The organism is Paenibacillus sp. 10L310 (assembly GCF_056395745.1).
Genome location: NZ_JBFTKC010000001.1, coordinates 443,704 through 469,523 on the forward strand (window position 1 = coordinate 443,704; position 25,820 = coordinate 469,523).

Annotated in this window: 31 protein-coding genes; 29 read left to right on the plus strand and 2 right to left on the minus strand. The window is 47.5% G+C overall.

Going from position 1 to position 25,820, the window contains the following annotated elements; translation table 11 throughout:
* Window positions 1–8: 8 nt before the first annotated feature.
* The 28 genes from AC1DE7_RS02335 to AC1DE7_RS02470 all read left to right on the plus strand — a co-directional run bounded on the left by AC1DE7_RS02335 (window position 9) and on the right by AC1DE7_RS02470 (window position 21,309).
* The gene (locus AC1DE7_RS02335) at window positions 9–806 is read left to right on the plus strand and encodes a terminase small subunit (protein ID WP_477533667.1); all 798 of its coding nucleotides are present in this window, start codon (window positions 9–11) and stop codon (window positions 804–806) included.
* Entirely contained in the window at window positions 799–2,133 is a 1,335-nt protein-coding gene (locus tag AC1DE7_RS02340) for a PBSX family phage terminase large subunit (protein ID WP_477533668.1), read from the plus strand. Before AC1DE7_RS02335 ends, AC1DE7_RS02340 begins: the two co-directional genes overlap by 8 nt.
* Before the next feature lie 2 nt (window positions 2,134–2,135).
* Window positions 2,136–3,632 (plus strand): capsid protein, encoded by a 1,497-nt coding sequence (locus tag AC1DE7_RS02345; protein WP_477533669.1) that lies wholly within the window; start codon window positions 2,136–2,138, stop codon window positions 3,630–3,632.
* A complete protein-coding gene (locus tag AC1DE7_RS02350; RefSeq protein ID WP_477533670.1) occupies window positions 3,629–4,744 on the plus strand; it encodes a phage minor capsid protein in 1,116 nt (371 codons plus the stop codon). The genes AC1DE7_RS02345 and AC1DE7_RS02350 overlap by 4 nt, the downstream gene beginning before the upstream one ends.
* A gap of 106 nt (window positions 4,745–4,850) precedes the next feature.
* Window positions 4,851–5,429 (plus strand): phage scaffolding protein, encoded by a 579-nt coding sequence (locus tag AC1DE7_RS02355; protein WP_477533671.1) that lies wholly within the window; start codon window positions 4,851–4,853, stop codon window positions 5,427–5,429.
* Between the two features lie 17 nt (window positions 5,430–5,446).
* Window positions 5,447–6,400 carry a major capsid protein gene (locus AC1DE7_RS02360; protein ID WP_477533672.1) on the plus strand — a complete coding sequence of 318 codons (954 nt, stop codon included), beginning with the start codon at window positions 5,447–5,449 and terminating at the stop codon, window positions 6,398–6,400.
* A 13-nt stretch (window positions 6,401–6,413) separates the two neighbouring features.
* On the plus strand, window positions 6,414–6,683 hold the full coding sequence (locus tag AC1DE7_RS02365) for a hypothetical protein (protein ID WP_477533673.1): 270 nt from the start codon (window positions 6,414–6,416) through the stop codon (window positions 6,681–6,683).
* A 7-nt stretch (window positions 6,684–6,690) separates the two neighbouring features.
* Window positions 6,691–7,056, plus strand: a complete 366-nt coding sequence (locus AC1DE7_RS02370; RefSeq protein ID WP_477533674.1) for a head-tail connector protein — start codon at window positions 6,691–6,693, stop codon at window positions 7,054–7,056.
* Window positions 7,056–7,382 carry a hypothetical protein gene (locus AC1DE7_RS02375; protein ID WP_477533675.1) on the plus strand — a complete coding sequence of 109 codons (327 nt, stop codon included), beginning with the start codon at window positions 7,056–7,058 and terminating at the stop codon, window positions 7,380–7,382. Before AC1DE7_RS02370 ends, AC1DE7_RS02375 begins: the two co-directional genes overlap by 1 nt.
* 20 nt (window positions 7,383–7,402) lie before the next feature.
* Complete coding sequence (locus AC1DE7_RS02380) at window positions 7,403–7,771, plus strand: hypothetical protein (protein WP_405131810.1); 369 nt, start codon at window positions 7,403–7,405, stop codon at window positions 7,769–7,771.
* A complete protein-coding gene (locus AC1DE7_RS02385; RefSeq protein ID WP_477533676.1) occupies window positions 7,768–8,157 on the plus strand; it encodes a minor capsid protein in 390 nt (129 codons plus the stop codon). The genes AC1DE7_RS02380 and AC1DE7_RS02385 overlap by 4 nt, the downstream gene beginning before the upstream one ends.
* Before the next feature lie 9 nt (window positions 8,158–8,166).
* Window positions 8,167–8,643: a phage tail tube protein gene (locus AC1DE7_RS02390; RefSeq protein ID WP_477533677.1), complete on the plus strand. Its 477-nt coding sequence runs from the start codon at window positions 8,167–8,169 to the stop codon at window positions 8,641–8,643.
* Window positions 8,644–8,666: 23 nt separating this feature from the next.
* Complete coding sequence (locus tag AC1DE7_RS02395) at window positions 8,667–8,972, plus strand: hypothetical protein (RefSeq protein ID WP_477533678.1); 306 nt, start codon at window positions 8,667–8,669, stop codon at window positions 8,970–8,972.
* 43 nt (window positions 8,973–9,015) lie between these two features.
* On the plus strand, window positions 9,016–9,318 hold the full coding sequence (locus AC1DE7_RS02400) for a Gp15 family bacteriophage protein (protein ID WP_477533679.1): 303 nt from the start codon (window positions 9,016–9,018) through the stop codon (window positions 9,316–9,318).
* Window positions 9,319–12,336 (plus strand): phage tail protein, encoded by a 3,018-nt coding sequence (locus AC1DE7_RS02405; RefSeq protein WP_477533680.1) that lies wholly within the window; start codon window positions 9,319–9,321, stop codon window positions 12,334–12,336.
* A 12-nt stretch (window positions 12,337–12,348) separates the two neighbouring features.
* Window positions 12,349–12,708 (plus strand): DUF6711 family protein, encoded by a 360-nt coding sequence (locus AC1DE7_RS02410; protein WP_477533681.1) that lies wholly within the window; start codon window positions 12,349–12,351, stop codon window positions 12,706–12,708.
* A 4-nt stretch (window positions 12,709–12,712) separates the two neighbouring features.
* Window positions 12,713–14,761: a bactofilin family protein gene (locus AC1DE7_RS02415; RefSeq protein WP_477533682.1), complete on the plus strand. Its 2,049-nt coding sequence runs from the start codon at window positions 12,713–12,715 to the stop codon at window positions 14,759–14,761.
* 43 nt (window positions 14,762–14,804) lie between these two features.
* Complete coding sequence (locus tag AC1DE7_RS02420; RefSeq protein WP_477533683.1) at window positions 14,805–15,389, plus strand: stalk domain-containing protein; 585 nt, start codon at window positions 14,805–14,807, stop codon at window positions 15,387–15,389.
* Between the two features lie 65 nt (window positions 15,390–15,454).
* Window positions 15,455–15,616: a hypothetical protein gene (locus AC1DE7_RS02425; protein ID WP_477533684.1), complete on the plus strand. Its 162-nt coding sequence runs from the start codon at window positions 15,455–15,457 to the stop codon at window positions 15,614–15,616.
* On the plus strand, window positions 15,606–15,812 hold the full coding sequence (locus AC1DE7_RS02430; protein WP_477533685.1) for a hypothetical protein: 207 nt from the start codon (window positions 15,606–15,608) through the stop codon (window positions 15,810–15,812). Before AC1DE7_RS02425 ends, AC1DE7_RS02430 begins: the two co-directional genes overlap by 11 nt.
* Window positions 15,778–18,054, plus strand: a complete 2,277-nt coding sequence (locus tag AC1DE7_RS02435; RefSeq protein WP_477533686.1) for a tail fiber protein — start codon at window positions 15,778–15,780, stop codon at window positions 18,052–18,054. The genes AC1DE7_RS02430 and AC1DE7_RS02435 overlap by 35 nt, the downstream gene beginning before the upstream one ends.
* A 5-nt stretch (window positions 18,055–18,059) precedes the next feature.
* Window positions 18,060–18,392: a hypothetical protein gene (locus AC1DE7_RS02440; protein ID WP_477533687.1), complete on the plus strand. Its 333-nt coding sequence runs from the start codon at window positions 18,060–18,062 to the stop codon at window positions 18,390–18,392.
* A 55-nt stretch (window positions 18,393–18,447) separates the two neighbouring features.
* The gene (locus AC1DE7_RS02445) at window positions 18,448–18,579 is read left to right on the plus strand and encodes a hypothetical protein (RefSeq protein ID WP_477533688.1); all 132 of its coding nucleotides are present in this window, start codon (window positions 18,448–18,450) and stop codon (window positions 18,577–18,579) included.
* A gap of 81 nt (window positions 18,580–18,660) precedes the next feature.
* The gene (locus AC1DE7_RS02450) at window positions 18,661–19,089 is read left to right on the plus strand and encodes a phage holin family protein (protein WP_477533689.1); all 429 of its coding nucleotides are present in this window, start codon (window positions 18,661–18,663) and stop codon (window positions 19,087–19,089) included.
* Window positions 19,082–19,804, plus strand: coding sequence for an N-acetylmuramoyl-L-alanine amidase (locus AC1DE7_RS02455; protein ID WP_477533690.1), 723 nt, complete (start codon window positions 19,082–19,084; stop codon window positions 19,802–19,804). Before AC1DE7_RS02450 ends, AC1DE7_RS02455 begins: the two co-directional genes overlap by 8 nt.
* Before the next feature lie 221 nt (window positions 19,805–20,025).
* Entirely contained in the window at window positions 20,026–20,493 is a 468-nt protein-coding gene (locus AC1DE7_RS02460; protein ID WP_477533691.1) for a type III secretion system chaperone family protein, read from the plus strand.
* Window positions 20,490–21,074, plus strand: a complete 585-nt coding sequence (locus tag AC1DE7_RS02465) for a DUF3990 domain-containing protein (RefSeq protein ID WP_477533692.1) — start codon at window positions 20,490–20,492, stop codon at window positions 21,072–21,074. Before AC1DE7_RS02460 ends, AC1DE7_RS02465 begins: the two co-directional genes overlap by 4 nt.
* Before the next feature lie 10 nt (window positions 21,075–21,084).
* Window positions 21,085–21,309: a hypothetical protein gene (locus AC1DE7_RS02470; protein ID WP_477533693.1), complete on the plus strand. Its 225-nt coding sequence runs from the start codon at window positions 21,085–21,087 to the stop codon at window positions 21,307–21,309.
* 240 nt (window positions 21,310–21,549) lie between these two features.
* Here AC1DE7_RS02470 and AC1DE7_RS02475 read toward each other — a convergent pair whose 3' ends face one another.
* On the minus strand, window positions 21,550–21,951 hold the full coding sequence (locus tag AC1DE7_RS02475; RefSeq protein WP_477533694.1) for a type II toxin-antitoxin system HicB family antitoxin: 402 nt from the start codon (window positions 21,949–21,951) through the stop codon (window positions 21,550–21,552).
* A gap of 306 nt (window positions 21,952–22,257) precedes the next feature.
* Complete coding sequence (locus AC1DE7_RS02480) at window positions 22,258–22,473, minus strand: type II toxin-antitoxin system HicA family toxin (protein WP_105597986.1); 216 nt, start codon at window positions 22,471–22,473, stop codon at window positions 22,258–22,260.
* A gap of 853 nt (window positions 22,474–23,326) precedes the next feature.
* On the opposite strand from AC1DE7_RS02480, the gene abc-f reads away from it, so the two are divergent.
* Window positions 23,327–25,219, plus strand: a complete 1,893-nt coding sequence (gene abc-f / locus AC1DE7_RS02485; RefSeq protein ID WP_477533695.1) for a ribosomal protection-like ABC-F family protein — start codon at window positions 23,327–23,329, stop codon at window positions 25,217–25,219.
* Window positions 25,220–25,820 lie beyond the last annotated feature (601 nt).

Sequence of the window (25,820 nt, forward strand, 5' to 3'; positions counted from 1 at the left end):
AAGATGAATTGACGCCGAATTGGGAAGAGGTTAGACGATTATTTGAGACAAGCAATTTAACGCTGAAGGAGCTTGCTGAGCAATACGGCATCAAGGATTCAACGATCCGTAGCCGTAAAAACCGAGAGAACTGGCAACGAGGAGCCGCGACGCAACGCAACGTTGCAACGTTGCAACAGGCAGCGCAGAAATTGCCAGAGGACAGCCAGCTGACCGATAAGCAACGCATTTTCATCATGGAGTACCTGAGAGACTTCAACATCACACGCGCAGCCATGGCAGCCGGATATAGCAAACGTTCAGCACATGTGGTTGGATGGGAGACGCTAAGAAATCCTAAAGTGCATGCGGAGATCCAGCGACATAAGGAGATGTATACCGAAGCGCTGGGCTTGGACATTCAACGGATCATTGCTGAATACATGAAAATTGCCTTTGCGGATATCACGGATTTTGTGGATTTTGGTCGCAAGGAAATAACCGTTGGCCAGGATGGAGAGGGCCAGCCGATCACGCAGCAAATCAACTTCGTCGATTTCAAGAATGCGGACGAGGTGGACGGGGCGATTGTCAGTGAAATCAAGATAGGCAAGAGCGGGACCACCGTTAAGCTTGCTGACAAGATGGAGGCCCTGAAGATGCTGGATCGGTACGCTGGGTACATGACTGAGGAGCAGAAAGCCCGTGTTGCTGTGCTGAAATCGAAGGTTCCAGACAAAGACGGCTTCAATCCAAGCGCTCAAATCGTTGCTTTGGCTGATATGATTAATAATCCGGTACCAGAACGGGTGATGGACGATGACTGAGGCCGCTCTGATCCCGTATGCGCCGTTTAATCAAAAACAGGCAAGCTATATTGCCCGAAGTAAAGAAGCCTGGCTGAACGTAGCTGAAGGCGGTAAGCGGGCCGGGAAAAACATCATCAACCTTATTGCTTATGCGATGTGCTTAGAGGTTCATCCGGACAAGCTTCATCTGGTTGCCGGTGTTTCCTTGGCTGCAGCGAAGATGAACGCCATTGACTCGAACGGCTTTGGACTTCAGCACCTATTTGCAGGGCGTTGCCGTGAGGGAGAGTACAAGAACCGGGACGCACTGTATATTCAGACCAAGACCGGGGAGAAAGTGGTCATTATCGCTGGTGGTGGTAAAGCCAATGACGCTGCCCGGATCAAAGGTAACTCGTATGGTACGGTGTACATTACCGAGGTCAACGAGTGCCACCAGTCGTTCGTGCAGGAGGTATTTGACCGGACACTAGCGAGTAGCTTCAGACAATTGTTCTTCGATCTGAATCCTAAGCCCCCTTCTCACTGGTTCTACCGTGACATTCTGGATTACCAGGACGAGCTGCTGAAGCTTGGAGAGAATACCGGATACAACTACGAACACTTTACCGTGTTTGATAACCTGTCCATCCCTAACGACCGTCTCAAGACCACATTATCGACGTATGACAAAGGCAGCCTGTGGTATCAAGCTGATATTTTGGGTAAGCGAACAGCGGCCACAGGGCGGATCTACACGGGATACACTAAGCCGGCAGTTGTTGTTACTCGTAAGGATATTAAGGATTTCCGATTTATTGAGTTCTCCATAGGTATCGATATTGGGGGTACAGACGCCACGGTGGCAACGCTGACTGGATTCACGCCAAGGTATAAAGATGTCATCCTACTGGACGGCTATTACCATAAGCAGGGCAAGGAGTCTGGTTATACGCATGACCGGTACGCCAAGGAAGTCGTGAATAAGATCGTCGAATGGTCGGAAACCTATCCGGCCTTTTTGTCGTGCGCTCATATCTTTGCGGAATCTGCTGACAAACTGTTCAGGCAGGCGCTTGCTAATGAGCTAAGGCGGCAAGGCATTCACATTCCGGTTGTGCCGGCTTACAAGAAAGAGGGCATCGTGGACCGGATCCGGCTCACAACGATTCTGATCAACCAGGGCAGATACAAGGTGATGGCTCATCTAAAGCAGTGGCAGGAAGCCCTAGAGAATGCGACATGGGATGAGAAGGAGCGTCAGAAAGGCGAATGGGTCCGGACAGATGACGGCAGTTACCCGGTTGACTGCTTGGATAGTAGTGAATATGCCGTGCAGCCGTTCAAGCGCAGATTGGAGGTATAGAAATGGGGTGGTTTCAGAATATGGTCATGAAGATATTGAGGATACAACCAGCACCGGAGAACAAGTCATTTATCATCCGTGAGCCATTCAGCTATCGGACCAGTGTCCTGCGTAACCGGCTCTGGTATCGTGGAGATCCGTCCGAGTTGGAACAGTTCTATAAGCAGTCGGTAACAGATAACGTGAGCCGTTCCCGATTCTGGGCAGCGGTACCGAGTGAGAACCGGCATATCCGGAAGATCCATTCAGGGTTACCGGCTATGATCGTGGAGCGTCTGTCTGATATCGTGGTTTCGGATATGGATCAGATCGAGCTGAAGACACAGGAGCAGACGAAGCTGTGGGAGGAAATCGCCAAGGATAACAACTTTGATGAGCTGCTGGGTAGTAGCCTGATTGAAGCGCTTGTAGAGGGGGACGGGGCGTTCAAGGTGACTCTGGATACCGACATTACCCCTTACCCGATCATTGAGTTCTACGCAGGCGATAAGGTGCGATACAGGAGGGAAAGGGGCAGGCTCCAGGAGATCATCTATTACACGGAGTACCGTCATAACGATAAGGATTACCAGCTGGAAGAGACATTTGGCAAAGGTAAGATCACCTATAAGCTGCTGAGTGCGGACGGGAAAGAGGTTTCCCTGGCTATGGTGCCTGAATTGGCTGGCTTGGATGAGACGACATTTACGGGTGACTTCATTTGGGGTGTACCGCTGTCCGTGTTCAAATCATCGAAGTGGCCAGATCGTGGCAAGTCCATTTATGAGAGCAAGGCAGATAGCTTTGACGCTTTGGACGAGGTGATCAGTCAGTGGTGGGATGCCATCCGATCCGGACGAGTGCAGAAGTACATTCCGGAAGACTTGCTCCCCCGAGATCCGAATAACGGAATGCCCATGAAGCCAAATCCATTTGATATGGACTTTATCGCGGCTGGTAGGACAATGGCCGAGGATACCAAGGATCAGATTTCCCTGGTGCAGCCGGCAATCCTCTATGAGGCGTTCGTATCGTCTTATGCGTCTGCATTGGACATGTGCTTGCAGGGGATTGTATCGCCCTCAACGCTTGGCATCGATCTGAAGAAGACGGATAATGCCGAGGCGCAGCGTGAGAAAGAGAAGGCCACACTTTACACCCGTGGCAAGATCATTGAACGTCTGAACGAAGTCATTCCGGAATTGGTGTCTATCGTTCTGAAGGTGCATGACAACAACCAACAACGGACTCCAGGAGATTATGAAGCATCCGTTAAGTTTGGGGAGTATGCCAGCCCTTCCTTCGACGCTGTTGTTGAGACGGTGGGCAAGGCCCGGACGTTTGGTGTGATGAGTGTTGAACGTGCGGTTGAAGAGATGTACGGCGACACCTGGACTGATGCGGAAAAGACAGAAGAGGTTAAACGCCTGAAGGATGAACAGGGGATCATCTTTGAAGAACCGGCACTGAATCGTGATGCTCCACCAGATCCGGATAACCCGGAAGATGATGACGCATGAAAAAGAAATATGACATTCGCCAGATCTTCAGCGACATGGAAATGGATCTGATAAAGTCCATGCAGCGTAACCTTCAACGTCACGAGGATGACGAGGAACGAGAGGGCAAGGAGTGGGAGCAATGGCAACAACGTAAGCTGGAGGATATTCAGCGGTACCGTAAGGAGACCCGCCAGATATCCAAGAAGTATGAGCCGGAAGTGAAGAAGGCCGCCGAGGAAGAGGTTAAAGGCTCCTGGCGGCGTGGGGCTGATCGGGTAAAAAACACGGTTAAGGGCCTGTGGAACAAGATCACGGGCAAAAAGCCGGATATAGAGTCAGAGGATGGTTCAGACCGTAGCTTCTTCAAAATGAACGAGAAGCGGGTTAATGCTCTGGCAGATGCAGCAGAGAACAATCTGCAATTAGCTCGTCATACCATGCTGAGACAAGCGGATGACGTTTACAGACAGACCATCTACAGGTCCCAAGTATATTTGAACAGTGGTGCCGCTTCGCTGAATCAGGCTATAGATATGGCGACCAAGGAGTTTCTGGAGAAGGGGTTTGACAATATCACCTATGCCAATGGACGGCGGGTGAACATTGCTTCCTATGCTGAAATGGCGTTGCGTACATCTTCACAGCGTGCGGTGTTTGCTGGAGAGGGAGCCAAACGGGATCAGCTCGGCATCCGAACTGTGGTGATATCGTCACACGCCAACTGTTCGAAGCTGTGCCTGCCATATCAGGGCAAGGTGTTCATTGATGACGTTTATTCAGGCGGGACCGTAGCTGACGGCAAGTATCCGCTTCTGAGTACCGCCATTGCTGCTGGTTTGTTCCATCCGAACTGTCGCCATAACATGACTACGTTCATTGTGGGGACCAGTTCACTGCCTAAGCCTGCTGATGATGAGAAAGCTTTGGCCAACTACCAGGCAGAGCAGAAACAGCGCTACATGGAACGCCAGATACGTAAGTACAAGCGCCTGGAAGCGGGCAGTGTGGATGAAGGAAACCAGGAGAATTACAAGGCCAAGGTTAGACAGTGGCAAGCCCAATTGCGGATTCACCTGAAAGAACATGATTATTTACGCAGAGATCCCAAACGGGAGAAGGTAAGAGTTTGAAGGCCCTAGCTGAGACTGCTGGGGCCTATTGCTCGTTGACCGGAGCATCACGGTCCGCTCCCTTAGCTGGAGAGCAGCTATATAAATCTATGGAGGCTGATGACAAATGGATTGGCTTAGAGAACTGTTGAAACAAGCAGGTTGGGAAGATGCGAAGATTGATGCATTTATTGGGGACGTAAATAAGGAATTACCGAAGCACTTTGTACCTAAATCGCAGTACAACGAGTTATCCGAGACTAGGAAGAAGCTGGAGAAGGACGTTGCAGATCGTGATAAACAGATTGATGACCTGGGCAAAACTGCGGGGCTGTCTGAGGATCTGAAACAACAGATCGAGACGCTGAAAACCGAGAATCAGACAGCCAAGACACAATATGAAACCGATCTGAAGGAAGTCAAGATCAGCAACGCCATTACGGCTGCATTAAGTGGCAAGGTTCATAACGAGAAAGTTGTAACGGGTCTGATCGATAAGACGAAGCTGGTCCTTGGAGATGATGACAAGATTGTTGGTCTGGATGAGCAGCTGACGGGATTGAAGACGTCCGATGCGTACTTGTTCAAATCGGATGAGCAGGAACAGCAACAACCAGGTATTAAAGTGGGTGCCGGTAAAACCGAACCACCTGCAGGCGGACAGCTCTCCTTGGGAGAGGCTATTGCTGCACACTTTACAAAATAGAACAGGAGCTGATTTGAATGGCAGTAACATTGGCAGAAGCAAAGAAAAACGTACAGGATGCAATTACACTTGGGGTGATTGACGAATTCCGGAAGAATAACTTCCTGCTGGAAAACCTCACTTTTGATGATGCAGTCTCCCCAACTGGCGGTGGCGCTACACTGACTTACGGTTATACACGTTTGATCACGCAGCCTACAGCACAGTTCCGTGCAATTAATACTGAGTACGTACCCCACGAAGTAACTAAGCAGCGTCACACCGTTGATCTCAAAGTGTTCGGTGGTACGTTCCAGATTGACCGGGTTATCTCTAATATGGGCGGTATCGCGAGCGAGACCGATCTGCAGATGAAGCAGAAGATCAAGGCGGCGCAGGCGCTGTTCAACGACACTGTAATTAACGGTGATTCCGCAGTCGACGCCTTGGCTTTTGATGGCCTTGACCAAGCTTTGACAGGCTCCAGCACAGAATTTATCCCTGGAACCGCCCTCGACCTTTCAAATGCCGCGGCAGTTAAGGCAAACTACGTTGATTTCCTCCACATGCTGAATAAATTTTTAAAGAAACTGGACGGAAAACCTTCCGTTATCGCTAGTAACTCAGACATGATTACAGCAATTCAGCTTTGCGCTCAGTTGGCTGGACGTTATCAAATCTCTACTAATGAATTTGGAGAGCAAGTTGAATCATACAATGGCATTCCTTTGCTTGATTTGGGTGAGAAAGCAGGAACAAATGATCCTGTAGTAGCGACAAATGGCGCCGGAGAAGCACCGCTTTTCGCTATGCGTCTTGGTTTGGACGGATTCCACGGTGTATCTATGGCAGGCGTAGCGCCTGTTCAGACGTGGTTGCCTGACTTCACTACTGCGGGAGCTGTGAAAACGGGTGAGGTGGAAATGGTTGCGGCCGTGGCACTGAAAGCAACGAAGGCAGCCGGAGTAATGCGTAAAATAAAAGTTTCCTAGGGAGGAATAGATCATGGCTAAAGTAATTGCACCAAATAAGGAATACACAGGGTTGTCTGCAGGTGTTGCTTTCGCAAATGGCGTGGGTGAGACAGACAACCCTCATTTGCTGAACTGGTTCGAGTCGAAGGGCTACGAGGTTGAGAAGGATCCCGTAGATCAACCTGATGATGTACCTGATCTTAATCTGGAGCCTGGTGATATCACAGGTGGTAAAGCAACGGATCTGCCCGCTGATCCGCCTGAAGATAAATCGGCAAAAAGCACTAAAGCCGGAAAGTAGGTGCCATATGCCCTACGCTACACCGGATGAATATGAACTGTATGGGGACGGCATGATTCCGGCTGAGGACTTGAATAAGGTTCTTAGTCGGGCATCCGATCAAATAGACAGCCTGACCTATAATCGCATCGTTCAACGCAATCTGGACGGCCTGACAGCCTTTCAGCGGGGGAATGTGGTCAAGGCAGTATGTCAACAAGCGGATTTCCAGTTCCAATATGGGGATTACTTGGACTTCCCTCTCTCTGGATACTCCGCAGGTAGTGTCAGCGTGTCATTTAAGGCCGTTGAAGGTGCTGGTGGGGTTAAGACTACCGAAGGTGTTACAAACCTGCTGAGAGCCACAGGGTTGATGAATAGGGGGCTATGCTGATGCGGGGTAAGTTTCCATTTCCACATTGGATTTTGAAGACACCGGTTCAGGTGTTTCGTACCAAATTGTCAGAGGATGGGGAGCCTGTCGAGGAATTAATCTTTGACGGGCTTGCTTGTTATGACGAGAAGATGCGTCAGAAGTTGGATAAGGAACGTCGCTTGGTTACACTGTCCGGCAAAGTGATTCTTCGTGGTGATATATTGCCTGGAGAACTGATTGAGGGCTTTGTCCGGGTTGGTGGAACCGATCGAATCATATTCAGCGCTTCAAGGCCGCAGCATCCAGACGGCAGCGTCTTTTCTACGGAATTGGAGCTGAGCTGATGGTTAAAGTGAAAGTGACGATGGATCCCAGGGCAATGCGTGACATCGCAAATGCTCCGTTGAAAGCACTGGAGCAAGTCGCCAACGGGAAAGCAGAAAGCATCCTGACCGAGATTGCGAACGCTCAGGTCGTGCCAAAACAAACAGGTGAGCTGGAACGTAGTGCCTGGGTAGATACTACGGGGCTCAAAAAGGGCAAGGTCAAGATTGTGTATGACACGCCATATGCACGCCGTCTTTACTGGCATCCAGAATACAACTTCCGCAGGGATAAGAACGCCAACGCCCAAGGGTTGTGGCTGGAAGCTTGGCAACAAGAGCAGAAGGGTTGGATACGTAAGACGTTTGAAAAGCTGATCAAGAAGTTCGGGGGTGGATTTATCAAATGATGCTGTCCGAGATTCGGGATTGGCTGAAAACACAGATCGATTCCCCAAATTGGTACATTGGCAAGATTGATGGGAAAAAGGAACAGTCCATAGGGGTTTACAACCGGAACACCGGACAGCCTTTCATTGCCATCGGAGGGCTGGAGAACACCAGCTATGCCAGCAAGTCCATATCCATCCTGGTGCACTGGTCAAAGAATGCAGATACAGCGGAGCGTAAGGCCCATGAGGTCTATGCTGCGCTATTTGGTCGTTCTGATGGCGAGATAGCAGGGCACCGCGTCATTGCCTTTGAGATGCGGACACCATGGCCTATTGATGTGGGGACAGATGATGCAGGGATTTACGAATATGTGATTGAGACAACGATTTATTACGAGAGGTAGGGGATTGATTTGCTGAAACTTGACTTGCAATTGTTCGGGGGCACTGGTGTTTTCCCGGTTCATAACAATATTTTCAAAGTTGGTATCAAAGGCCGTGAGTCTACAGATACGGATATGAAGACAATCAAGGATTTGGAGAATTTTGCTCCAGCAATTGACGGTAACACCGAAGAATGGAGTGCGATGGACCAAGCGGGTTGGACGAGACGGGCGGTGACGGGTAAATCCCTGTCCTTCAGCTTCAGCGGCAAGCGGAACTATGGCGATCCAGGTAATGACTATGTTGCAGGCTTGATGTTGGGGACGGGGCAAGAAGTTGAAACCATCTTCGAATGGACCATGCCGTCCGGAGCAAAGTTGACCATGAATTGCGTCATTAACTTGACCACGCCAGCAGGCGGCGATTCGACCAACATTGACGGTCTGGAATTCGAGCTGCTGTCTGATGGTAAGCCTGATTTTGAGAAAGCACCAACCACACCATAATTCAAACCAAGGGGGATTTTAAGATGGCCAACATTATTAATCTTACTGATAAATTTACAACAGACGAGGTAGCATCCATTCAGATCGGAAATAAAAAGTATCCTATCAACAATTCCGTTGAAGCTGTACTGGGTTTTGAAGAACTGGCAAATGACGCTTCCGTGAAAGGGCTCCTGAACGCAATTGAAGGGTCCTTGAGCGAGAAAGCCGTTACAGAAATCGGTGTTAGAAAAATGGGCGTTGGAAACTTGAAAGTGCTTATGACGGGTCTGGTTGCTGCTATGCAGGGATTAACCTACGAGGAAGCCGCTGCCCGATTTCGACAATAATGCCGCGCCGGAAAACTGGTACGATTTGCGCGAGGACTGGTCCTTGATTGAAGCCAGCCTTGCCAAACAGTACGGTATCCGCATCCGGCAGCACGGGGATATGCCGTGGGAAGAATTTTGTACATTGGTTGGGGGCCTTATGCCAGATACACCGTTGGGAAGCATTGTTACGATCCGAGCGGAGAAGGACCCGAAGACAATCAAGGGATTCAGCGCGGATCAGCGTCGCATTTACAATGACTGGCGTAAACGACAAGCAGACCAGAAGTTGACTGATCCTGAGAAGTTAGATCAGGAGATGAAGAGTCTGGAAGCGGCAATGGCCCGGATGTTTGGGGGTGGGTAGATGGCTAGTGCAGGAAGCGTAGATTTAGACCTAGGGCTCAATTATGGGCCGTTTCAAAGTCAACTTAACGGAATCGCTGGTACAGCTACCAACCTCGTCGGCGGGGCCTTTAGGGGCCTTGGCGGCATCATTGCTGGAGCATTCGCAGTTCATAGCATAAAAGAGTTTGGTAAAGAAGCCATTAACCTGGCTTCGGATCTGGCCGAAGTGCAGAACGTAGTTAACGTTACGTTCGGTGCCATGACTAGCCAAATTAATAACTGGTCCACTAACCTGATTGACAGCTTTGGTTTGTCGGAGCTGGCAGGGAAGCGATATGCATCCACTATGGGTGCCATGCTCAAGTCATCCGGGATTTCCGGTGAAGCCATGAAACAGATGTCTGTCAAGTTGACGGAATTATCTGCTGACATGGCTTCTTTTTATAACATCTCGAATGACGTGGCCTATCAAAAAGTATTTAGCGGTATGGTCGGTGAGACTGAGCCGCTGAAGCAATTGGGTGTCAATATGTCTGTGGTCAATATGGAAGCCTACGCGATGTCCCAGGGCATCACGAAATCATGGCTATCCATGACCCAATCTGAACAAGCCATGCTTCGGTACGGATACTTGCTACAGGTAACAGCCGATGCTCAGGGCGACTTTGCCCGTAATGGTCAGAGCTGGGCGAACCAAATTAGAATCATGGGCGAACAGTGGAACATCTTTAAAGGCACGATGGGTGCTGGCTTTATCAACATTTTGGCACCGATCGTAAAGGGGCTCAATTGGGTCATTGCCAAGCTGCAGATTGCAGCAGCCTATTTCAAAGCATTCACGGAATTGGTATTTGGTGACGCCGTAAACGCTGGTGGTGCTGGAATGACCGTGGCTACGGATGCAATGGGCGGTATGGGTGATGCAGCAGCGGCCGCAGTTCCTGCTGTAGAAGATACAGGCAAAGCGGCTGAGAAGGCAGGCAAGAAGGCGAAGAAAGCCGGAAAAGACATGAAGGGCAGTCTGGCCGGATTCGATCAGTTGAACACACTGGCACAATCCGCGGCGTCCGCTCTGGATGATGCAGGGTCAAAAGCTAAGGGAGCAGGCGCTGGAATAGGCGGTCTGGGTGCAATGGCTGGGTTCGGTGACCTGGACTTGGGCACACCTTCAATTGAGATCGATCCGATCAAGCAGCAAGTGGCAGCCTTCTTGGAAGACATCAAATCCCGATTTAGTAAAGCCTGGGCGTATATCTCTTCGGGCTGGGGCGAAATGCGGCCGGCACTGCAACCGTTCATTGATATGATGGTGCCTATTCGTCAATCGGTATCAAACATGGGCAAGACGTTCTTGGATCTGAAAGACAAGGTTCTTGTTCCGATGGCCAAGTACATTTTGGGTGACTTTATCCCAAAAATCGTTACTGGATTCGTTAAGTCATTCGCTCCTGTCATTGCTAAGCAGATCGTATGGACATTTGATTTCTTGGATCGGGCATTCCGGAATTCCACGGATCAAGCCATTAAGCTGTGGGAAAACGTCTGGTTGCCGAGTTTGGAGAAGGTGAAGAACGCCTTTGTTACCAATATGCCTTTAATCGCGGCAGCCCTGCAAAGCCTGCTGGATGGGACACTTAATCCATTTACAGACTTCATGATGAACGACTTTGCAATTCCGGTATCTACGGTGTTGGCAGAAACGCTGGTACCCATTTTCACAGATACACTGGTCTGGGCCATTGACACGTTCACCAAGACGTTCACCAACGCAGTCAACCATATCAACGATCTATGGTCTGGGACGTTGAATCCAGCATTAGAGAAGTTCAGGGATATGTTCTTGGACATCATTCCGCAGATCGGGAAATCATTTTCTGACTTGCTGAATGGTACGATAAAGCCATTTGTGGACTATGCCTTGAATGACTTCATCATCCCGATTGCCGCGAAGATTATTGATACGCTGGTACCAGTGTTTACAGACACGTTGGTTTGGGCTTTCAAGGAAGCAGCCAACACGTTTGAATGGGCGGTCAAGCTGATCAATGACATTTACAACACGGTACTCAAGCCTGTGTTTGATCTGATCAAGAAAATCGTTCTGGACACGCTGGAGACGATTAAAGGCTTGTGGAATAAATACGGAGCCGAAATGCTTGCGAAGCTGACGGAGTTTATGACCAATACACGGAATCTGTTCCAGAAGCTTTGGGACGATATCCTGAAACCGATCATAGAGCCGTTCCTCAAAAAGCTGAATGAAATTTGGGACGGTACACTCAAGGGGATTATCAAGCAAATCGGTGAATTGGTCATGAAACTGTTTAACGCTGCATTGGACATCTACAACAAGTTCATTGTGCCATTGATCAGTTATGTCATTGACAAACTGGCTCCAAGCTTCACGAAGGGCTTTAACATCATACTGAACATCGTGACAACGGTCATTGAGAGCGTAGGCGGGATCATCAAGGGGTTGCTGAAAACACTTGGCGGCGTCATTGATTTTGTGGCGGGTGCCTTCACGGGTGACTGGAAGAAGGCATGGACCGGAGTTAAGGATATCTTTGGCGGCATATTTGATTCCTTGTACAGCTTGGTCAAAGCACCGCTGAACCTGATTATAGACGGCATTAACAAGGTTATCGAAGGATTCAACAGCTTGAGCGTAAGCATTCCTGAGTTTGAGGTCTTTGGTCAGAAGGTCGGCGGGGGTAACATTGGGGTACCACAGATCCCGAAAATTCCGAAGCTGGCAAAAGGCGGTTTGGCCTACGGGCCGACACTTGCCATGGTCGGGGATAACCGGGGAGCTTCCGTTGACCCAGAAGTCGTGTCGCCGTTGTCCAAGCTTCAAGACATGATCGGTGGGAACAATCAGCCGATGGTGGAAATATTGCTCCTGATTTTGGACGCGATTCGAAACGGAGACAAACAGACCGTCATCCAGCTCAACGGTACGGAGTTGGGGCGGGCTACCGTATCCGCCATAAATGACATCACAAGGCGTCAAGGCCATTCACCATTAACGACATAGGAGGGATGCAGATTGGAAATCAAAATTAATGGTCAAGTGATTGCCGCTTATCCTTCCACGTACCAGGTGACGGTGCTTGACTTGGATGACGCTAATTCATCGGTACGTACTGCAAACGGAACCTTGAACCGGGACCGGATAACAGTCAAACGGCAGATAGACATGACTTGGGGGATGCTGACATGGGCAGAAATGTCCTCCATCCTTCAATCCATGTCCAATGTGTTTTTTGATTGCACTTATCCAGATCCGATGACAGGTAAGCATGAAACAAAACGGATGTATGTCGGCAATCGGCCTGCACCGTTCAGTGTGATGAGTGGCGGCGTCATGTACTGGAACGGGCTCAAATTGACGCTGACGGAGAGGTGATTGGATGTTTCCTATATCGCCACTTTACAAGGATTATTTAAGACGGCCAGACCGGGAATTTATTGTCAAGGCTCTGGTGGGCAATGAGGAATACGATAGCAGTAGGATTGTAGATTTCAGTATAGAGAACAGTTTGAGCCTGACAGAAGGGTTCGAGATTGGAACGTCTATTCCTTCCAAACTGACTATTAAGTTACGAACTAATGAGATCATCCCAGCGAATGCACGTATCGTGCCGTACCTGTCCTTGTCTCTCGCTGGCCTGACTTGGCTGGAAGCCCAATACCCATGGAAAGACATGAACTTGACTTGGACGGGCTCAGGAACAGACTGGTTGCCGCTGGGTGAGTTCTTCGTTGACGGCCGGGAGAAGATCAATGACGTATGGACCTTTACCTGTTATGACAAGCTGGTCTTTGCGGATGTGGCTTACATATCATCCTTGACTTATCCGACCACGCAGCGTGCTGTGTTCAACGAAATTTGTAACCGTTTGGGCTGGACGTATGATAGCAGCGTAGTTATAAATTCCAGTTACCGCATACAGGCAGGGCCAGCAGGGTACACCATGCGCCAGGTACTGGCCTATATCGCTTCTGCCAATAGCGCAAGCATTTATATTGATAAAGCGGGTACGCTCAAATTCAAGCGGTTCACAGCTTCCGAAAACCCTGTGTTTGACATGACCACGGCCGATTATGTGACTGTCAAACAAACGAATCCGGTAAAGACGTATACGCGGGTTGTGGTTACATACAACACGGAGGACGGCTTGCAGTATGAAGCGGGTACCGGGGATGAGAATCATACACTGTATGTAGAAAATCCATTTGCTACGCAGGCGGTCACGAATGGCCTTCTAACAACACTGAATGTGTTTTCCTACTTACCTCTTACTATGGATGCGAGAGGATACCCACAGCTTGAACAAGGTGACGTTATCGGGTTTGAACAGCAAGAGGGCACGACATGGGATGAAACGGTATCCACTTGGCAGGATACGAATATTCCATGGGATGGCGTTGTCAGGTACAAGACCATTATCCTGCATCAAGTATTCAATTTTGCAGGCGGTTTGAAGATGAGCCTGGAAGCGCCGTCTGTGTCCGAACAACGCAGTGAGTTTATCGTTGAAGGCAGCCTAACGCAACAAGTAAACAAGCTGAATAAGGATGCCATCAAGGAAGGTAAGTCCTATTATGGGGCGACTATTACACGTACTGAGGGATTGATCATTGAACGGGAGGATCACAAGAGTAAAGCGGTTTTCAACTCAGATGAATTGACCTTCTACCGTGGATCGGACAAGGCCCTTTGGTTTGACTTGCCAAGTAACCGATATAAATTCAATGGTACTCTGGAAGCCGTGGATGGCGTGTTCAGCGGGACCTTGCAGGCGGCTGGTGGAACATTCACGGGGGACCTTCGAGCGGCAGGCGGAACATTCACCGGGACCTTGCAGGGTGTTAATGGTACGTTCAGTGGAACACTCCAGGCCGCTAACGGAACATTCCACGGCACGTTGATTGCTGGACGGGTTGAGGGCGGCGAGATCATTGGTTCGTACATTCAAGGTGCAGATATCCTTGGTGCTCGGATCCGGACAGCGGCTAGTGGAGACCGCATTGAGCTTGATCCAAATGGATTCACCTTCTATGACTCTGGCAATGCACGCCGGGTCACATTAGGTACCAATCCATCAGCCAACATTTCTGGACACACATACTACAGTTCTAGTGGACAACCACAAGGTTTGATCTATGCTGTTTCAAGCGAAATGCATGTGATCGGGAATAATGGTTTGTTGGTAGGTGCCACTTCCGGGCTTACAACTCTACAAGGTAGCGTTAATTTTACTGGAAGGGTAACGGGGATAAATTTGGGTATCAGTCAGATCACTGGCCTTCAGAATGAAATTAATGCTTTGTGGACGGCTATAAGTGGCAAAGCCTCCTCTAGCCATACTCATACCGTTTCTGTGCCAAATCATAATCATGGCAATCCGCAAAATGCTACATCTGGTGGAGGAACCTTTACGACATCTATTCCGTAAGGTATCATAATAGGTAAATTGAACCAATTACGGAGGTACGGACATGAAGAAGTTTGCACATAAAGTTGCGTATATCGCTGGTGGTATTATTATAGGCGTAGTTTTTTCGACATCGGCAGGGGCTTTTGCAGATACAGTTAAAAGCATGGTCGGTAAAAAGGTTATGGGAGAATACACAGTTGTAGTAGATGGAAAGAAATTGTCAGACAAGGGAGCTGTGATCGACTCCAGAGCTAACGTCCCAGCTCGTGCCTTGTCTGAAGCATTGGGGGCTGATGTGTCTGTGAGCGGCAAAACGATTACGATTACTTCTCAAACAGAAGAATCAACTGCAGGATCTGATACGGGTGTTACCCCTATTGCAACTACTAACAAATATACAGGTCAGTCAAAGTCTAGTCTTGAAGAGCAGAAGCGTGTTATTTTGGAGGTTGTCCTAGTTCCTACTAAGACCGGCAGAGAAGAAATTTTGAAAGAGATCTCCCTCCTCAATGAACAAAAGGATAGAGGGGTACCTGTTACTAATCTCGAGTCATTTGAGAAACAATTGGCTAATTATGATGCAGATATCGCTAAATACGAATCCGATCTGAAGCTGATCGACGAAGCCTTGAAGACAGCAAAATAATATCAATATTACAGAGAGTCCATATGAGTGGGCTCTTTTTTGTTGCCCAAAAAGGAGTGAACAGCATGGATGAACAGCGATTACGCGAGATTATCCGCGAGGAATTGACTGCCCATGACGAACGGGTCAAAGGCGAAACGGTGACGATCCGGGTCAATGATCAGATGAAGGGCGCCATGCTTGAAATCATGAAGAATATGAAGTGGGGTGTCCCAAGTGAAAATTAAGAAAGTATTAGAACTATCGGTGGATGTCAGCGACATTTTCCGTGAGAGCCCATTAGTGACCCGCGCCATGCTGGAGACGTTGACAACCCTTGAATCTCAGGTGGCATTCCTTCGGGCAATCCGGCAGGACGTTGACACGCTATTGAAAGGAGCTGAAGCAAATGGCGAACCGTTACGCGAATCTGGAAGGAAGTAAAAAGATCAGTGAGGATTTCGGAAACATCAATATCGGGTTTGACCGTGTGCAGGCTGAGATGGACACCAAAGGTACGCCAGCCGATGCCCAGGCTAAAGCCGATGCAGCTAAGACGGCAGCCATTGCCGCGGCTGCTGCTGATCTGGCTGCACATAAGGCACGCGGGGCAGATGAGCATCCCACGGCAAAGGGAAATGCCGCAGGGTTCATGAGTGCTGCCGACAAGCTCAAATCTGATGCCAGCACCAGTGCCGCAACCCCTGACACACTTATGCAACGTGACGCCGCAGGTCGTGCAAAGGTAGCGGCTCCAGCGGCAACAGATGACATTGCCCGGAAGGCAGAGACAGACGCCGTACAATCCAATCTGGACAGCCATACGGGGGATACAGTAAAGCACGTCACACAGGCTGAACACGACAAACTGAACGGTATTGCTGCAGGCGCAGAGGTTAACCAAAACGCATTCAGCAAAATTAACGATGTCGCTGCCGGTTCTAAAACGGACACAGTTACTTTGGTCGGCGGTACGGGTATAACCATTACCACCGATCCAGCGAACAAGCGTGTTTCCTTCACAGCGACTGGAGAGGCGACACCTGGACCACACGCCTTATCCCATATCCAAGGTGGTACCGATGTAATTCCTGATGCAGAGACAGGCGGCGTATCTGGACTTATGAGCGGGGCCGATGCACAGTATCTCAGGGTGGGTGTACCAGAGCGCTTTGACGAAATTGAGGAATATGTGGCTGATCAAATTGCAGCTATCCCACCTGTGAATGACGCTACGCTCACAGACAAGGGTATCGTCCAACTATCTAAGTCCACAACTGGCGATAGGGATACCATAGCAGCTACGGAATCTGCTGTAGGTGCCGTACAACATCAAGTCGGTAATCTGGCTGAATTACAGACCACAGACAAGGACAACCTGGTTGATGCGCTCAACGAGGTTTTTACGCATGTCGATGAGGGGAAAGAGATCGTCAAAACCGCCGTCATCGTCAAAGGGGGAACGGTAGCAGGGACTTCCCCACACTCTTTTGCAGAGCTTGTAGACGGGATCGGGACGATCGAGACAGCCACGGTAATTAATGGTCAAATAAAGCGGAAAGTTGTTTACGCAGAAAATATCAACGGTAATGACCCTATCTATGCAGTTCCTCAAATCGGTGACATCGTTGAAATATCAGACAAACCGTCAGGTTCTTATAGCAGAGGTGTGGCGTATAGTCGAGATGGAAGTTATATGGCTTGTGTTTTAGGTGTATCGCCTTTTGTTGTCATATACAAAATAACAGACGGTATGTACACAAGACTTCCTGACCCTGCCATATTACCAACAGGAGATGCGTATTCGGTAGATTTTAGTCCAGAGGGAGACTTAGTTGTAGCGCATGCAAATGCACCGTATATCACGATTTACAAACGTAGTAGTGACACATTTACGAAGCTGCCCAATCCCTCCGTTTTGCCGGCAGGAGCGGGTAACGTAGTTGCCTTTAGCCCAAATGGTGTTTATATGGTTGTGGGGCACCAAGGCATCCCTCTTCTCACTGCTTACAAACGTTCAGGTGATACTTTTAAGTCGATAACACTAACAGGACATCCGAGTGCAGTGTATGGTATATCTTTTAGTCCAGACGGATTCTATTTGGCATTAGCGCATACAACAACTCCATTTGTTACTATCTTTAAGCGTAATGATGACACATTCACAAAGTTACCCAACCCAGCAGCATTGCCAACAGGGAACGGGAAATCTGTTAGTTTCAGTCCAGATGGAGGCATATTGGCAGTCGCCTTAGAAGTATCTCCGTTTATAGCGCTGTACTCCCGATCTGGAGACGTATTTACTAAAATGGTTAACCCTGATGCATTACCCTATGGTTATGCTACCAAAGTGGTATTTAATACCGAGGGAGATATGTTTGCTGTATCTCACTACGGAACACCTTTTATAGCAGTTTATAGACGTGAAGGCATTTCCTTTATCAAAATGAATAACCCAACCACTTTACCGGGAGGTGCTGGCTTGGGTGTTGCTTTTAGTCCTGATGGAATAAATTTATCTGTAGTAGGTTCAGGCATTCCAAATCACACAACGTACGAAATGTCATTACAAGCGTTTATGAGCAACAACTCACTGAGTAATGTAAAATCGGGTCAAAGTTTGGGATATGCTTTGGAAACTGGCATTACAGGAGACAAAAAAGATGCAATCATCATTTGGAGGTAGATAGTATGTTATTTTACGTACAATTAGACGGTGAAGTCATTCGGGATGTTATCCAATACGAACATGAGGGTTACCAACCAGTTGAATTATCAACGCCGCTACCGCTGGGCATAAACGCAGGCTATTACCGTTTGCAAGATGGTGTCCCGGTATTGGATCAAGCGCTCAAGGATGAAGCGGATAAGGCAATGCGTCCAGCCGATTACGTTGAGCTGGAACGCAGGCTGTCAGCTTCCGAAGCCGAGAATAAAAAGCTGGCTGAGGAAAGCAATGCGAACCAACTGGCGCTCATGGAGCTCCACATGCTGGTACTGAGTGTATTGCCTCATGAGGGTTAAGCTTGCTCAGTTGCTGATCCGTTGGGCTGTAGCACTCATGAGAGGGGGTGACACCATGTTAGCTGTATACGTAATGATGATCCATAAGGGATTGATCGAATTGGATTCTGTACCAGTTCAAAGCCGTGATAAAGTGGCTGCTGCGCTGGAAGCGGCGGGGATGGACGAAAACGGCAATATCGTATAACAGGCGTTCCGACATCGGAGCGCTATTTTTATGCCCTCTGGAGTGCTCAGGGGGCTTTTTCATATTAGTCAGACGGGGGATATGGAATTGGAAAACGTATGGAAATGGGCTTTGGCCGTGGGTAGTTGGTCGGTGTCTTATTTATTTGGGGGTTGGTCTGCTGTGCTTGGAGTGTTATTGGTGTTTGTGATTTTTGATTATTTAACAGGGGTTGCCGCTGGTTGGATGTCAGGTGAGCTTAGGAGCAAAATCGGGATGTTCGGCATCGCCCGTAAGGTATTTATTTTTGCCATGGTGGCTGTCGGTCACTTGGTGGATGGCATCCTGGGCGATGGGCATTTGTTCAGGGATACGGTAGCGTTTTTCTATATTGCGAATGAGCTGCTTTCCATCACTGAAAATGGCGGGAAAATGGGCGCGCCAATCCCGGCAGTAATTAAGCAAGCAATCGAAGTCCTGAAGGGCAAAGGCGGCAACGATAACGATAGAGGAGCTGGTACAAATGTATAAAGTATGGATTGATGCAGGACACGGCGGTAAGGATCCTGGAGCTGTTGCAAATGGATTGTTAGAAAAGGACATCGCACTAAAGGTGTCGCTCGGGATCAAGGCGCGCCTGGAGTCGTTATATGAGGATGTGCAGGTGTTACTCTCTAGATCCACGGACGTATTCCTGGAGCTTCGCGATCGGACAACCAAAGCGAACGCTGCAGGTGCAGACATCATGGTATCTATTCATTGCAACGCTGGTGGCGGCAAGGGAGGTTTCGAGACGTTCAGGTATGCATCTGCTTCACTGAATAGTATCAAGCTGCAGGGAGCTCTCCATAAAGCGATTATGTCCAAAGTCGGCGGTATCGACCGTGGCCAGAAGGCACAGAACCTTCACATGGTCCGTGAATCCAAGATGCCGGCAGTCCTGACAGAAAACCTGTTTGTCGATGTGGCAGCTGACGCGGATCGGTTGAAGCAAGCGAGTGTGATCGATGCAATTATCGATGGCCATGTCCAAGGAATTGCTACATATCTGGGGCTGAAGAGTAAGGGAAAGGAGGTCAAGCCAGTGATACAGGAGCGCAACATTAACGTGCCAAGTAAATGGGCTGAGACGACGTGGAAGGAAGTAACGGATAAAGGATTCTTCGACGGTACTCGTCCGGGTGCAACCGTTACTCGTGAGGAGCTGGGGACCGTGGTTAGTCGGTTGTTGAAAAAGATTGAATAATTAGGATAATTGTGGTAACATTATGTTAAATCCGAAAGCATCGGTAAAAAAGGCTCCACTGGCATATTGCTAGTGGAGCTATTTTATTTCTTTAGAAATTAGCAGTACTAAAGATATATACAGATGTTACCGATATATTTATACAAGAGGCAGGAAACCTAACAAAAAAGTCGAATAGATGTTTTAGAATACATAATTTTAAAGAATGGAGTTAGATAATTATGGACTCTGCACAAAACTATAATCAAGTAAAAGAAATACTAACTAGTTTAGATTTAAATTACGAGGAGATTGAGAATGATTTCAAGCTATTGTTTGAGGGAAATGATGTTCCAATGAACGTAACTATATCTGTAGATAGCGAATTCTACAGAGTGGAAGCATATCACCCAAGCAGAATTCCTTCAGAGAAGATTTCCAGTCTTTCGGTATTTTTCAGCCTTTTAAATCCTCATTTTAGAATGGGACACTTTCTTGTATATACTTCGACAAACGAAGCTGTATTCAGAGCTACTGGTATGTTCGAAGCGACGACTGAGAATATCGAAAGTCTTATAGCACTGAGCTTGAGAATGATTGAAAATCATCTTAAATCTATTACGAGTATTATTTTTGGTGAATCCAAACCACACGAAGTTTATGATCAAATCTTTAATCAATATATAAATGAGGAGACGGTTGAAGTTTGAAAAATGCAAATTTTCCAGACAAAGTTTATCACGGTACAACCGATCTCCATCATGCTTCATTAAGTAAGGAGATAGATGTTAAAGTCAAAGGTGCCAATCCAAGGCCGGATTTTGGTCCTGGGTTCTACACTACCAGTAATTACCAACAGGCTATGAGTCAAGCTATAAAGAAGGCTGGAGTTGCTAATATACAACAGAAACATACGGGTTCTAATAAGCTAGTCCGGCCCATAGTATTTGAGTATGATCTGTTGATTGATCCAGAGAAACTACATATGTGTAAGATATTTGGTTCTCCGGATGAAGAGTGGGGTAATTTTGTATTAACCAATAGAACACACACGCTTTACTGTGAGCAGCATAATATAAATCAGAGTATACCAATGGTTTATGGACCCTTGGCAGATGGATATCCCAATATTACTATGTTGCTTGCGGATCTAAAAAAGAATAAAATTACCTTAGAGACAGCAAGGTTAAGTTTAATCCCTAAAGATATTGGGAATAAATTTGAAAATCAGCTATCATTTCATACAAAAGAAGCTACAAATTTTTTGAAATTCCGGAATATAAAGAGGTGATGGATAGAGTATGAATTACAGTGCTGAGTATGTTGAGAAAAAACTTAGAGAATTGGTGCTCGAATCCATCACACTTCAATTCGGATATCAGGATGAGCAAGCAAAAGATTTGGTGGATCATTCATCTTTTCCTCTGATTTTGAAAGATGACCCCGATTTTGTGGGGCATTATCCTCCTGAGTATTGGGCAGAATACATTTTAGACGAATGCAAATTATTTGATGGAAGAAATTAAAAAAGAGCCCTGTTCACCTTCAATGGTCAGCAGGGCTCTTTTGGTTTATCTACTCAATTTGTAAAGGCAATACTGATTCAACGAAACATTCTCCGCAGCCGCACATTTCACAGCTGACAGTGTAGGCACTTCGGAACCGTACAACTATCTGCTAAAAAATCGGATTTTTAACAACCCAAATTCCAAGCGCTTGAGATTGTAAGAGGCCCTACCAGTATGTATCTGGAGGGGCCGTTTTGTTTATTTAATTCCCAATGCTTCCTTGACTGAGTTTTGCAGAAGCTGAGAGAAATTCAGTTCAGCATCCTTGCCGGCATCCCGCAGCCATTGCGGAACTGTACAGTTTACTGTGACAGACTTATTTGCCGCTGCATCACGGTATGGAGGTAGAAATACCTCAACAAATACAATCCGGTCACTGGCATCGTTTAACTCAATGTCATCTGGATCGGAAGGCACGGGAATTGCCATATTATTATGCTCCATCTCAAGTATACAGTCGATCAGCATGTTTTTGGCATCTTTAACAGCTGTTTGAATGTTAGGGGCAAGCACCGCTGTACCTGGCACGTCTGGAAAGTACAAACCGACCCCACCGTCATCTGCTTTTTCAACCACCGCAGGAAATATAAATGTGTTCACCAATTTATCTAACCTCCTTAATATTATTTTATTATTATTGATATCAACAACTTATCGCAGAAAAAATTATTGATAACAATAACTTAATGCTAAAAAAATGTCAGTACATTATTCAGCTTTTGGGCGATTATTGAATTATGAAATTCAATTTTTAAGCAGTAATCAACCACGCTAGGATAATATAAATGTGAGTATCAATTTATCTAGCTCCCTTAATACTTATTTTTATTCTTGTCGTCTTCGTATATAGAAGATGACGAACCGGTCTATGCCGGAGGCAAGCGATGGCCTAAGAGAAGGGAGGGGTTAAAAAATAACCCCTGATGACTTCTCGATGCTTTTGAGTGTGCCAATCGGTATCGTCTGACCACTGTTGTGGAAACTGATGATAGCAAATCTGGATGGATCATCTTTATGTATCCATTTACTATGGCTTCCGCCGCCAGTGTGTGAAGGGGATTTTATAAATCCTTCTTCTTTTAACCGTTTGAGCACTTCTCGTACCGTTCGCTGTTTCGGCATCGTTTACCTCCTTTCTATATTATGATTATAGCACGTGTTATTATGCGTGTCAAATAAAAACGCGTGTAAATATACGCATTATCGAGAGTTGCAGCAGTGAACATATAAAAGCTTAAAGCCCATAGGATAACCTGGGGTTAACTTATTTCTACTATTATAAAGGGGCAGTCATGGGGCAATTAATTGTGTGTTCAACAATTGTATGCGCTGTTCATGACTGCCCCATGCAGTTGGAATAGCGGTATATCTATCTTTTGACTGTGTAAGACTATCACGGGATAGGGTGAGAATCAGCCTTCCAAGCTAATAGCGTGGGTTCGATTCCCATCACCCGCTTAATGAAGCAGTACCGGAGCCCTTGCGATGCAGGGGCTTTTTCTATTGCGCTAAAGGAAATCCCGTGGTAACAGCGATCAGAAGATTGTTCTGTTTTCGGAGTGGCGAGTAAGTAAGTATTCTTTAGTTTAATGTATATACCCTTTGCTTTTTTACAATGATCTGGTACAATAACGGAGAAATTGATACTACACATGAATGAGAGGTAACCATACGTCCCATGAAGTAAAACACATGAATTGAACCCCAGTTAACTGCAGACGGTTTTATGACGCAGTCAGCCAGAGCGGCTGAGCAATGAGGGGATTCGTGTGTCCAAATTCAGCTATGGGAAAAGGTATGGAGCAAGTAAGCCATTGAGGTTTATTTGTACCCTGTATTTTGGGTTTCTTTGTTCATGCCGTAGCTTACCTTAGATCTGTCTTTGAATGCTTGATCCAACCCTGAATTGCCAAACCGCCGGCTGATGCCAGCGGTTTTTTTGTTCAGCAAAAGGATGCAGGAAGGATGAGGCCTCATGATGACATTGGTACGCTTACATGAAGTATCAAAAGAGTGGAACGGTATTGAATTGTTTACAGGATTGAATTTGGAGATTAATGAGGGCGAACGACTCGCCATTTTGGGTCGCAACGGATGCGGCAAGACAACGTTGTTACGTATCATTTTGGGTGAGGAGCATGGTGGTGGACGGATTGAACGTCATATCCCTCAGCAGGAATGGGGGTTCATGCGCCAGCGCTCGGAGATTGAGACCGGGATGAATGTACTGGATGCGGTCCGGCGTGAGAGCGGTCAGATCTATGAATTGAAACGGAACTTGGAAGAACTGGAACAACGGTTGAGCATGAGCACTGAAGCGGATGAAGAGCTGATTGCAGCTTATACACAAGTGATGGAGCAATATGAACAGTTGAACGGTTATATGTGGGAGACTGAGGTAGAGAAAGTACTGACTCGCCTTGGATTATCCGCAGAGCATTGGAATAGACCCTATCATTCCTTGAGTGGTGGACAAAAAACAAAGGCTCGTTTGGCAGGGCTACTTGTCAGCAAACCCAAATTCCTGATCCTGGATGAACCGACAAATCATCTGGATGAGGGAAGCATGCGCTGGCTGGAAGAGTGGTTATCCTCATATGAAGGTACGCTGTTATTTGTATCACACGATCGTACGTTTATTGATCAGGTAGCAACAGGAGTCATTGAGTTCAGTCCAGATGCCCTGACCAAATACAAGGGAGGTTACTCCGACTATAAGATCCACAAAGAGCGTGAATTACGCGAACAGGAAACGATCTACCGCAGGCAGGAATTGGAACGTAAGGCGTTGGAAGAAACGATTCGAAATTATCAGGAATGGTTCCATAAAGCGCATAATTCGGCGACTGATGTGGAGGTGAAGATCACCCAGAGTTTCTACAAAGCCAAAGCCAACAAAAATATTTCACGTTACCATGCGAAACAAAAACAGCTGGAACGTTTGGAGCGGGAACGGGTGGATAAACCTCGTGAAGCTGCAAAGTTGAACATGGAATTACAGATGAATCCACTAGCTGCACGCCAGCTGCTTGCGCTGGAAGAGGTGAGTTTTTCATATACGGGAGACAAACCATTGCTACGCAATCTTCGAATTACTGTGGAACGCGGAGATCGGCTTGCTGTACGAGGTCCTAATGGAACCGGCAAGACAACACTGCTGAAGTTGATGATTGGTGAACTGGAACCTTCGCAAGGCAAGGTCACACGGCATCCACAGCTGAAAATCGGTTACTTTTCACAGGAGCTGGAAGGGCTTCCCGAAAATCTGACGCTGCTGGACAGCTTGCTTACCCTTCCATCCATGACACAAAGTGCGGCACGGACCATTCTGGGATGTTTCCTATTTTCCAGAGATGATGTATTCAAGCGCATTGGGGATTTGAGCATGGGGGAAAAGTGCAGAGTGGCATTTCTGAGACTGTATTTTGGCGGAGCGAATCTGCTGGTGCTGGACGAACCGACCAACTATCTGGACATCGATACCCAGGAAGTCATGGAAAATGTATTAAAACAAGCTTCAGGTGCTTTGGTGCTTGTGTCCCATGACCGGATGCTGACGAAGTCACTCGCGAATCGGTTATGCGATCTGGAGGCTGGTGGCATAGCAACTCTGTTTGAAGGAGGTGTGTCGGATTGGGAGCAGTCCACCAAACTTCGGGAGGTGGCGCTGGAGACCCGGGAATCCGATGACGAGCGGTTACGATTGGAGATGCGCCTATCGGAGTTGCTGTCTCCTGTGAGCACTGCTGGAAAAGACAGTCTGATACAGCCCGAGCATTCGAATGAGCGAGCAGTCGAGGCAGCTGAGATTCGCGAAATCCAGCAGCGCCTGAAACAATTGAAAGATAAGGGTGCAAGCATAAATTAGAACATGGACGGCTTGCTATTTCGATCTATTTTGCATATAATTATGAACGATCATCGATGATTACATCGATATAGGTAAGTGTTCAAAAAGATCGGTTTTCAGTACCAAGAAGATGGGATGAAGCTAGAAATGGAGTAGCGGAGCGTAGGAAAACTACGTGAGCAACTACAATGTTTCCGAAGGAAACATACTTCGTAAGCATTTGCTTATTCGGCTGAATGCCATATTCGACGCTGATGATGCCGTCAGGCATCATTCGTAATCAAAAGCGGACTTTTTGACAACCTCTAGAGGTTTAACTTAAAAGCAAACGTGATGATGGAGATAAGTAAGCAGTGCCTCTGGACAGGGAGGAAGCGCCGTAGATTGAGAGCGTTTCTGTAGAACAAGGCTGCCGAAATTCACTCCGAAGCGGTTCCCTGAACCTGTTTGTGTGCAGACACAGAGGCAACAGTAGGGGCAAACGGTTAACGGTCGTTATTCCGTACAAAGTGAGACAGAACCAGTTGCAGGCCAGAAGGGCCACGCAGCAATGGATGTCTAACAAGGGTGGTACCACGGTCTTTTCGTCCCTTCAGGGGAGAGAAGGCCTTTTTTTGTT